The organism is Streptomyces sudanensis (assembly GCF_023614315.1).
GTDB classification, from domain to species: domain Bacteria; phylum Actinomycetota; class Actinomycetes; order Streptomycetales; family Streptomycetaceae; genus Streptomyces; species Streptomyces sudanensis.
In genome coordinates, this window is sequence record NZ_CP095474.1 from 787,605 (window position 1) to 796,229 (window position 8,625).

9 protein-coding genes and 3 pseudogenes are annotated in these 8,625 nt (G+C 76.4%); 7 read left to right on the top strand and 5 right to left on the bottom strand.

The window, feature by feature from the left end:
• The coding region (locus MW084_RS03500; RefSeq protein ID WP_275563468.1) for a DivIVA domain-containing protein at nt 1–293 on the bottom strand (293 nt) is incomplete at its 3' end.
• A gap of 114 nt (nt 294–407) precedes the next feature.
• Between MW084_RS03500 and folP the strand changes: the two genes are divergently transcribed.
• Nucleotides 408–1,268, top strand: coding sequence for a dihydropteroate synthase (gene folP / locus MW084_RS03505; RefSeq protein ID WP_010474844.1), 861 nt, complete (start codon nt 408–410; stop codon nt 1,266–1,268).
• Between the two features lie 37 nt (nt 1,269–1,305).
• Here folP and MW084_RS03510 read toward each other — a convergent pair whose 3' ends face one another.
• On the bottom strand, nt 1,306–2,061 hold the full coding sequence (locus MW084_RS03510; protein ID WP_010474846.1) for an LOG family protein: 756 nt from the start codon (nt 2,059–2,061) through the stop codon (nt 1,306–1,308).
• An 80-nt stretch (nt 2,062–2,141) separates the two neighbouring features.
• Complete coding sequence (dapE, locus tag MW084_RS03515) at nt 2,142–3,245, bottom strand: succinyl-diaminopimelate desuccinylase (protein WP_010474848.1); 1,104 nt, start codon at nt 3,243–3,245, stop codon at nt 2,142–2,144.
• 38 nt (nt 3,246–3,283) lie between these two features.
• Between dapE and MW084_RS03520 the strand changes: the two are divergent.
• The 3 genes and pseudogenes from MW084_RS03520 to MW084_RS03530 form a co-directional block, all read left to right on the top strand.
• Nucleotides 3,284–4,017: pseudogene (locus MW084_RS03520) on the top strand (hypothetical protein); the annotation flags it as partial.
• Between the two features lie 4 nt (nt 4,018–4,021).
• Nucleotides 4,022–4,295 (top strand): annotated as a pseudogene (locus tag MW084_RS03525) (VldE C-terminal domain-containing protein); the annotation flags it as partial.
• 376 nt (nt 4,296–4,671) lie between these two features.
• Nucleotides 4,672–5,052, top strand: a complete 381-nt coding sequence (locus MW084_RS03530; RefSeq protein ID WP_010474853.1) for a hypothetical protein — start codon at nt 4,672–4,674, stop codon at nt 5,050–5,052.
• Between the two features lie 102 nt (nt 5,053–5,154).
• On the opposite strand, the gene dapC is transcribed toward MW084_RS03530, so the two are convergent.
• Together dapC and fdxA are read right to left on the bottom strand one after the other, a co-directional pair.
• On the bottom strand, nt 5,155–6,249 hold the full coding sequence (gene dapC, locus MW084_RS03535; protein ID WP_029553828.1) for a succinyldiaminopimelate transaminase: 1,095 nt from the start codon (nt 6,247–6,249) through the stop codon (nt 5,155–5,157).
• Nucleotides 6,250–6,358: 109 nt separating this feature from the next.
• Nucleotides 6,359–6,679, bottom strand: a complete 321-nt coding sequence (gene fdxA / locus MW084_RS03540) for a ferredoxin (protein ID WP_010474859.1) — start codon at nt 6,677–6,679, stop codon at nt 6,359–6,361.
• 114 nt (nt 6,680–6,793) lie between these two features.
• Here fdxA and MW084_RS03545 point away from each other — a divergent pair.
• From MW084_RS03545 to MW084_RS03555, 3 genes and pseudogenes are all read left to right on the top strand, one after another.
• A partial coding sequence (locus tag MW084_RS03545) for a GNAT family N-acetyltransferase, cg3035/Rv0428c family (RefSeq protein ID WP_420833726.1) occupies nt 6,794–7,442 on the top strand: 649 nt, incomplete at its 3' end.
• Nucleotides 7,443–7,468: 26 nt separating this feature from the next.
• Nucleotides 7,469–7,791 (top strand): annotated as a pseudogene (locus MW084_RS03550) (GNAT family N-acetyltransferase); the annotation flags it as partial.
• Between the two features lie 17 nt (nt 7,792–7,808).
• Nucleotides 7,809–8,613, top strand: an 805-nt coding sequence (locus tag MW084_RS03555) for a transglutaminase-like domain-containing protein (RefSeq protein WP_275563469.1), incomplete at its 3' end; no start/stop codon positions are given.
• Nucleotides 8,614–8,625: the final 12 nt, after the last annotated feature.

Genomic DNA, 8,625 nt, shown 5'->3' on the forward strand with positions numbered 1-8,625 from the left:
TGCGCGCCGGCCAGCGCCGACTCCAGTTCCGCGATCCGGGCGTCCCGCTCGGCGAGTTCGGCGGCCAGCCGGTCCAGGACGTCGTCGACCTCGCCCATCCGGTAGCCGCGGGGCGCCAGCGGCAGCCGCAGCGCCTCGACGTCGGCGCGGCTGACCGGCCGGGTGAGCGGCAGCGGGTCCACCAGGTGCTCGGGGGGCGCCTCGGGCAGCACCTCGTTCTCCGCGCCGCCGACCACCGCGAGGGTCACCGCGGCCACGACGACGACCATCACCACAGCCAAGAACCAGAACACAGTGCGCCTCTCCCGGGGGCCGGAAACATGGAGCGTAGAACGTCCGGTGCCGATCGTGCCACGCGGTCGCGGCGGTTAGGGTCGCAGGGACGCCACACGAGGAGGACATACGGGATGCTGCGCCTGGGGCGACGCGAATTCGACGCGCACGAGCCGGTGGTCATGGCGATCGTGAACCGGACCCCCGACTCCTTCTACGACCGGGGGGCCACCTTCCGCGACGAGCCCGCCCTCGCCCGGGTCGAGCGGGCGGTGGCCGAGGGGGCGGCGATCATCGACGTCGGCGGGGTGAAGGCGGGGCCCGGCGAGGAGGTCGACGCCGACGAGGAGGCGCGGCGCACGGTCGGTTTCGTGGCGGAGGTGCGGCGGCGCCACCCCGACGTGGTGATCAGCGTCGACACCTGGCGGCACGAGGTCGGCGAGGCGGTGTGCGAGGCCGGGGCGGACCTGCTGAACGACGCCTGGGGCGGCGTCGATCCCCGGCTCGCGGAGGTCGCGGCGCGGTACGGGGCCGGGCTGGTGTGCACCCACGCGGGCGGCGCCGAGCCCCGGACCCGCCCGCACCGGGTCGCGTACGACGACGTGATGGCCGACATCCTGCGGGTGACGGTCGGTCTGGCCGAGCGGGCCGTGGCCCTGGGCGTGCCGCGGGAGTCGGTGCTGATCGACCCGGGGCACGACTTCGGGAAGAACACCCGGCACTCGCTGGAGGCGACGCGGCGGCTCGGGGAGATGGTGGAGACGGGGTGGCCGGTGCTGGTGTCCCTGTCGAACAAGGACTTCGTGGGCGAGACCCTGGACCGGCCGGTGAAGGAGCGGCTCGTCGGGACGCTGGCGACGACGGCGGTCTCCGCGTGGCTGGGCGCCCAGGTGTACCGGGTGCACGAGGTCGCCGAGACGCGGCAGGTGCTGGACATGGTGGCGGCCATCGCGGGGCACCGCGAACCGGCCGTCGCCCGGCGGGGACTGGCGTGACCGGCCGGGCCGCGCCCGCCCCGCGCCGGGCGCGGGGTCAGTGCCCGGTCTCCTTGCTGACCAGGGCCACCGCCTCGTCGACGTCGTCCGTCACGTGGAAGAGCATCAGGTCGTGCTCGGATGCCTTGCCCTGGGCGACGACCGTGTCGCGGAGCCAGTCGACCAGTCCCGACCAGTACTCCGTGCCGAACAGGACGATCGGGAAGCGGGTGACCTTGCGGGTCTGGACGAGGGTCAGCGCCTCGAACAGCTCGTCCAGCGTGCCCAGGCCGCCCGGCAGGACGACGAAGCCCTGGGCGTACTTGACGAACATCGTCTTCCGCACGAAGAAGTAGCGGAAGTTGACGCCGATGTCGACGTGCTGGTTGAGGCCCTGCTCGAAGGGGAGCTCGATGCCGAGGCCGACGGAGACGCCCTTCGCCTCGCGCGCGCCCCTGTTCGCGGCCTCCATGGCGCCCGGGCCGCCGCCCGTCACCACCGCGAAGCCCGCCTCGGCCAGCGCCCTGCCGATTCTCACCCCGGCCTCGTACTCGGGCGTGCCGGCCGGGGTGCGGGCCGAACCGAAGACGCTGATGGCACTGGGCAGTTCGGCCAGCGCGCCGAAGCCCTCGACGAACTCGGACTGGATGCGCATGACCCGCCAGGGGTCGGTGTGGACCCAGTCCGCGTCGCCCGCGGTGTCCAGCAGCCGCTGGTCGGCCGTGCCGGGCTGGACCTGCCCCCTGCGGCGGAGCACCGGCCCCAGCCGCTGCTCCGCCCGCGCGCCCGCCACCTCGGCCTCGGGGTTCTCCATGGTCTGCTCCCTCCGCTGAACATCGTCTTGCCGGGGTCAGCGTAGGACGGGAAATGTGACCGGTGGCGAAATTGTGGTGGTCAGGCAGTGAGCCAGTCGTACAGGCGCCGCTCGCAGTGGGTGATCCGCTCGACGGCCACGCGCTCGTCCCGCTTGTGCGCCAGGGTCGGGTCGCCGGGGCCGTAGTTGACGGCGGGCACGCCGAGCGCGCTGAAGCGGGAGACGTCGGTCCAGCCGAACTTCGGGCGGGCGGTGCCGCCGACCGCCTCCATGAACGCCGCCGCGGCCGGGTGGGAGAGGCCGGGCAGGGCGCCTCCGGAGTGGTCGTCGACCACGAACTCGTCCACGCCGCAGTCGGCGAACACCTCCCGCACGTGCTTCTCGGCCTCCTCCGGCGTGCGGTCGGGGGCGTAGCGGTAGTTCACGACGACGGTGCACTCGTCGGGGATCACGTTGGTGGCGACGCCGCCGGCGACGCCCACGGCGTTGAGGCCCTCGCGGTACTCCAGGCCGTCGATGACCGGGCGGCGCGGTTCGTACGAGGCGAGGCGGGCCAGGACCGGCGCGGCGGCGTGGACGGCGTTGGAGCCCATCCAGGAGCGGGCCGAGTGGGCGCGCTCGCCGCGCAGGACCAGGTTGACCCGCAGGGTGCCCTGGCAGCCGCCCTCGACCTCGCCGTCGGACGGCTCCAGCAGGACGGCGAAGTCCCCCGCGAGCCAGTCGGGGTGCGCGGCGGCCACGTGCCCGAGGCCGTTGAGGTCGGCGGCGACCTCCTCGTTGTCGTAGAAGACGAACGTCAGGTCGCGGTTGGGCGCGGGGACGGTCGCGGCGATGCGGAGCTGGACGGCGACGCCGGACTTCATGTCGGACGTGCCGCAGCCCCACAGGAGGCCGTCGCCGTCCAGCCGGGAGGGGACGTTGTCGGCGATGGGCACCGTGTCGATGTGCCCGGCGAGGACGACCCGCTCGGCGCGGCCGAGGTCGGTGCGGGCGACGACGTTGTTGCCGTACCGGTGGACGGTCAGGTGGGGCAGGGCGCGCAGGGCTTCCTCGATGGCGTCCGCGAGCGGCTTCTCGGTGCCGCTGACGGAGGGGAAGTCGACCAGCGCGGCGGTCAGTGCCGGACCGTCCAGCGTGAGGTCCAGAGCGGTGCGGAGGGGCGCTTCGGGCGTGGAGTCGGGCATGTGCCGACCCTATCCCGGCCCCTAGTACGGTTGGGTGCGTGCCCGAGCCCGCCGCCCCCTCCGCCCGTCCCCGGCGCGCCCGCCGCGCACGGGTCGCCGCCTCGTTCGCCGTCCTGCTGGCCGTCGCCGGCTACCTGGTGCTGCGGTACGAGTCGGGCGGCGGCGGCACGCCGCGGTGCACGGTCGGCAGCGGGAGCCACACGTACACCCTCTCCCCCGAGCAGGCGGCGAACGCCGCGACGATCTCCGCCGTGGGCACCACGCGGGGGATGCCGGAGCGGGCGGTGACGATCGCGCTGGCGACCGCGTTGCAGGAGTCGGCGCTGCGCAACATCGACTACGGCGACCGGGACTCGCTGGGACTGTTCCAGCAGCGGCCCTCGCAGGGCTGGGGCACGCCCGCGCAGATCATGGACCCGGTGTACTCGGCGGGCGTCTTCTACGACCGGCTGGCGGAGGTGCCGGGGTACTCGCGGCTGCCCCTGACGGTGGCCGCGCAGCGCGTGCAGCGCAGCGGCTTCCCCCAGGCGTACGCGAAGCACGAGCCGGACGCGGCGCTGCTGGCCGCGGCGCTGACCGGGCGGTCCGCCGCGTCGCTGACGTGCGCCCCGCCGCGCGGGACGCGCCCCGGGGACGCGGGGCGCGTGCGGGGCGCGCTGGTGCAGGCGTTCGGTGCGGGCGTGCTCGGCGGGGCCCCGGAGGGCTCCGGCGACGACCGGGGCGGGGACGCGCCGGGTGGCCGGACGCCCGGCGGCCGGACGCCCGGCGGCCCNNCNCTCCGCGAGCCCGGCGCCGGGTGGCGGCTCCCGCACGGTGACGGTGCCCGTGCCCGCGCGGGCGGATTCCGCCGGGCCGGGCGGAGCGTCGGACGGAGCGCCCCGGCGCGGCTGGGAGCTGGCGCAGTGGGCGGTGGCGCAGGCGGACGCGCTGGGCGTCGTGGAGGTCTCGTACGCGGGCCGCGTGTGGAGCGCGGAGGACGCCGACGAGGGGTGGCGTGCGGCGGGGTCCGGCGCGGGGACGGCCGAGGTCGTCATCAGGATCGCGGAGTAGGGACGCGGGGCGGGGCCACGAGGGGGTGCCTCGCGGCGGCCCGGCTCCGAAGCGGCGGCCGCGGGCGGCGTCCGGTCAGCAGTGCGGGGGGTCACCCGGCCGGGCCGCCCCGCCCCACCGGATTCCGCCGCCGGCGGGGACCGCGACCGGCTCCGGGCCCTCGCGGACCGTTCGGGGCCACCTGCGGAGAGACGATTCCGCTCGCCCTCCCGAGCCGCCCCCCGGCCGGGTCCCGGCGGCGCCGGCCGCGCGGCGCATTGCCGACTCTTTACCCGGGGCCGCCGCAACCTCCTCCCGTACCGGAGCGGTTGTCACAGCGTCCGATCGTCGGACAGGCATCACAACCGCCCGCCCCCTCCCCCGTCGAAGGAGCATCATGTCCCTCTCCCTGACCCGCCGGATCGCCGGTGCCGCGCTGCTCGCCGCAGCGGGAGCGGCCTCCGTGGTCGGCGCGGCCGGCTCCGCGAGCGCCGCGGACCTCCCCGAGACCGCCGGCCTCACCGGCGGCGTCACCGCCCTCGACACCGCGCAGGCCGCCGACACGGTCGGCACCGTCTCGCGGGACGGCACGGACCTCGCGAGCGGCGAGACCGCCGAGCAGGCCGCCCCGGTCGCCCGCGAGGCCCTGGGCACCGCGGCCGGGACGGCCGTGCCGGCCGCCGGCGACGCCGCGCGGGGCACCGGCGGCCTCGTCGGCGAGACCGCCGGGAACGGCCTGCCGGACGGCGCCCTGCCCGCCGCCGGCCCGCTGGGCTGACCCCGCACCCGCGGGAACGCGAGGGGGCCGGGCCGCACGACGCGGCCCGGCCCCCTTCCCGTCGCCGCCCCGGCGCCGTACCGCCCGCGGCGGGACCGGCCGTCAGCCGAGGCGCTCGACCGCCGCGGCGACCCGCTCGTCCGTCGCCGTGAACGCGACCCGGACGAACCGCTCCCCCGCCGTGCCGTAGAAGTCGCCCGGCGCGACCAGCACGCCCCGGTCCGCCAGGTACCCGACGGTGTCCCAGCAGGGCTCGTCGCGGGTGGCCCACAGGTAGAGGCTCGCCTCGCTGTGCTCGATGCGGAAGCCGTGCGCCACCAGCGCCGCCCGCAGCGCCGCCCGGCGCCTCGCGTACCGGTCGCGCTGCTCGCGCACATGGGCGTCGTCGCCCAGCGCCGCGACCGTCGCCGCCTGCACCGGGGCGGGCACCATCATCCCGGCGTGCTTGCGGATCCGGAGCAGTTCGCCCAGCACCGCCGCGTCGCCCGCGGCGAACGCGGCCCGGTACCCGGCGAGGTTGGAGCGCTTGGACAGGGAGTGGACCGCGACGATCCCCTCGTACGAGCCGCCGCAGACGTCCTCGTGCAGCACCGAGACCGGATCGGCCTCCCAGCCCAGCTCCAGGTAGCACTCGTCGCTGACGAGCAGCACGCCGTGCTCGCGCGCCCAGGCGACGATCCGGGTCAGCTCGTCCTTCGAAAGGACCCGGCCCGTCGGGTTGGACGGGGAGTTCAGCCACAGCAGCCTCAGCCCGGCCGGGTCCAGCTCCGCGGGGTCGTCGTACGCGACCGGCTCCGCCCCGGCGAGGCGGGCGCCGACCTCGTACGTCGGGTAGGCCAGGCGCGGGTAGGCGACCCGGTCGCCCGGGCCGAGGCCGAGCTGCGTCGGCAGCCACGCCACCAGCTCCTTGGAGCCGACGACCGGCAGGACGTTCGGGTGGGCGACGCCGCGGGCGCCGAGCCGGCGCCCGCACCAGCCGGCGATCGCGTCGCGGAGCGCGGCGGTGCCCCAGACCGTGGGGTAGCCGGGCGAGTCGGCCGCCCCGGCCAGGGCCTCGCGGACCGGCTCGGGCACGGGGTCCACCGGGGTGCCGACCGACAGGTCGACGATGCCGCCGGGGTGGGACGCGGCCGTCTTCTTGTACGGCTCCAGCCGGTCCCAGGGGAAGACGGGGAGGCGGGAGGAGACTGCGGACACGGTGCTCACTTTCTCGCGGGCCGGCGCCTGCGCCGGCCCGCCGCCGGCGTGAACGCCGCGGTCCCGCACGGCGGGAGGCCGTGCGGGACCGACGACGTGGGACAAGCGATCAGCCGTTCTGCGGCGGCAGAGCGGCGATGAAGGGGTGGTCGCGCTCGATCAGGCCGAGCTTGGAGGCGCCACCGGGCGAGCCGAGCTCGTCGAAGAACTCGACGTTCGCCTTGTAGTAGTCCTTCCACTCCTCCGGGGTGTCGTCCTCGTAGAAGATCGCCTCGACCGGGCACACCGGTTCACAGGCCCCGCAGTCGACGCATTCGTCCGGATGGATGTACAAGGACCGCTGGCCCTCGTAGATGCAGTCGACGGGGCACTCCTCGATGCACGCCTTGTCCTTGACGTCGACACAAGGCTGCGCGATGACGTAGGTCACGCTGTCGTTCCTCCTTGGTAGGGCTGGCTCTGCGCGGGAGCGCGGCGTCGTCGATGCCCGCACCTAGTATCTCCGTTCTCGGGGGAGATCCGAACAGGAGGGGCGGACAGAGCTGTGGAGTTCACTGCGGGCGGACGACTCGAAGTCCGCATCACACCTTCCGACGTGGGAAGACGCGTGTCCGTCCGCCGCCTGGACGATTCCGGGCGGGGGACGTTCGCGGACACCGTCGGGGTCCTCGTCTCCTGGTCCGACGGTGTGCTGTCGATCACACGCAGGACCGGGGAGACCGTCCGGGTGGCGGAGCGCTCGCTGGTCGCGGGCAAGGTCGTGCCGGCCGCCCCGGCCCGCAGGCGGGGCCCGGCGGCGGACTTCGCGGAGCTGGCGCGGGTACGGGCGCGGGCCTGGTGGCCGGCGGAGAGCGAACCGCTCGGGCAGTGGACCCTGCGCGCCGCGCCCGCTTCCGCCCTTCGGGCCGGCTCCGCCCTCCCGCTCGGCGACCCCGGTACGCCGCTCGACGACGCCCTGGCGCGCGTGCGCGCCTGGTACGGGGAGCGGGGCCTGCCCGCGCGCGTGGAGGCCGCGACCGGCGCCGAGGGCACCCAGGAGGAGCTGTGCGCGGCCCTGGAGGAGCGGGGCTGGTGGCGCGAGGCGTCGGCGGAGGTGCGGATCGGGGGCCTCGCGGCCGTCGCCGACCGGGCCGATGCCGACCGGGCCGACGGAACCGGCCGCGCGGCCCTGTCCCGCACTCCCGGCGCGGCGTNNNGGCACCGGCGGGGGNNCNGGNCNGGGCCGGCCTCCACGAGACGCCGGCCCCCGGGACCTCCGTGTGGTTCGCCGCCCTGACCGGCGGGGACGGGGAGCCGGTGGCGGTCGGCCGGTGCGTGGTCGACGGCCGCTGGGCGGGGTTCACGGGCGTGGCGGTCGACCCGGCGCACCGGCGGCGGGGCCTGGCCTCGGCGGTGGCGGCCGCGCTCGCCGCCCGGGCGCTGGAGGAGGGCGCGTCGGCCGCCTGGGCGCAGGTGCCGGCCGGCGGCGGCGCGGCGCGCGGCCTGTGCGACGGCACGGGCCTCGCCGTCCACCACCACTGCCACCACTTCCGCGCGGCCTGAACGGGTACGGGGAACGCATGCACGACCACACCGACCCCGGCGGATGGCGCGCCCGGTTCGCGCGGGCCGCCCGCGAGGAGCGCCCCGACCTGGCGGAGCTGTGCCTGCTGATCGGCGCCGTGGCGGAGCCGGAGCTGGGCGAGGCGGAGCTGGACGCCGCCGGGATCGAACTGGACCGGCTCGCGGGGCTCCTGCCGTACGGGCCGAAGACGCCGCACGCCTGGGTGGCGGCGCTGGCCTCGCTGCTCGGCGGGCGGTACGGCTTCCACGGCACCCCGGGCGACTACCGGCGCCTGGAGTCCTCGCTCCTCCACCACGTGCTGCGGCGCCGCCGCGGGCTGCCGATCCTGCTGTCGGTGGTGTGGATGGAGGTGGCGCGGCGGGCGGGCGCCCCCGTGTACGGGGTGGCCCTGCCGGGCCACTTCGCCGTCGGGTTCGGGGATCCCGGCGAGCGGGTGCTGGCCGACCCGTTCGCGGGGGGCCGGCCGATGACGGAGGCGGAGGCGGAGCTGCTGGTGGCGGAGGCCACCGGGCAGCCGCCGCAGCCGCCGGTGCTGCTGCCCGCGGACCCCCTCGACATGGTGCTGCGCATCCTGAACAACATCCGCGCCTGGGCGGACCGGCGGCCCGAGCGCTCCGGCGTGGCGCTGTGGGCGGTCGAGCTGGCGCTGCTGCTGCCGTCGCACCCGGCGCGGCTGCGGTACGAGCGGGCGCGGCTGCTCGTCGGGCGCGGGGACTTCCTGGCGGGCGCGGCGGAGATCGAGGCGTACGCGGACGTGGTCGCGGCGGTGGAACCGGCCACCGCCGCCGCCCTGCGCGCCCNGGCGCGCGNNC

Bases quoted from the DNA above. Each gene is read 5' to 3' on its own strand.
- folP (WP_010474844.1), top strand. From the start codon at position 408: ATGCTGCGCCTGGGGCGACGCGAATTCGACGCGCACGAGCCGGTGGTC.
- MW084_RS03510 (WP_010474846.1), bottom strand. From the start codon at position 2,061: ATGGAGAACCCCGAGGCCGAGGTGGCGGGCGCGCGGGCGGAGCAGCGG.
- dapE (WP_010474848.1), bottom strand. From the start codon at position 3,245: ATGCCCGACTCCACGCCCGAAGCGCCCCTCCGCACCGCTCTGGACCTC.
- MW084_RS03530 (WP_010474853.1), top strand. From the start codon at position 4,672: ATGTCCCTCTCCCTGACCCGCCGGATCGCCGGTGCCGCGCTGCTCGCC.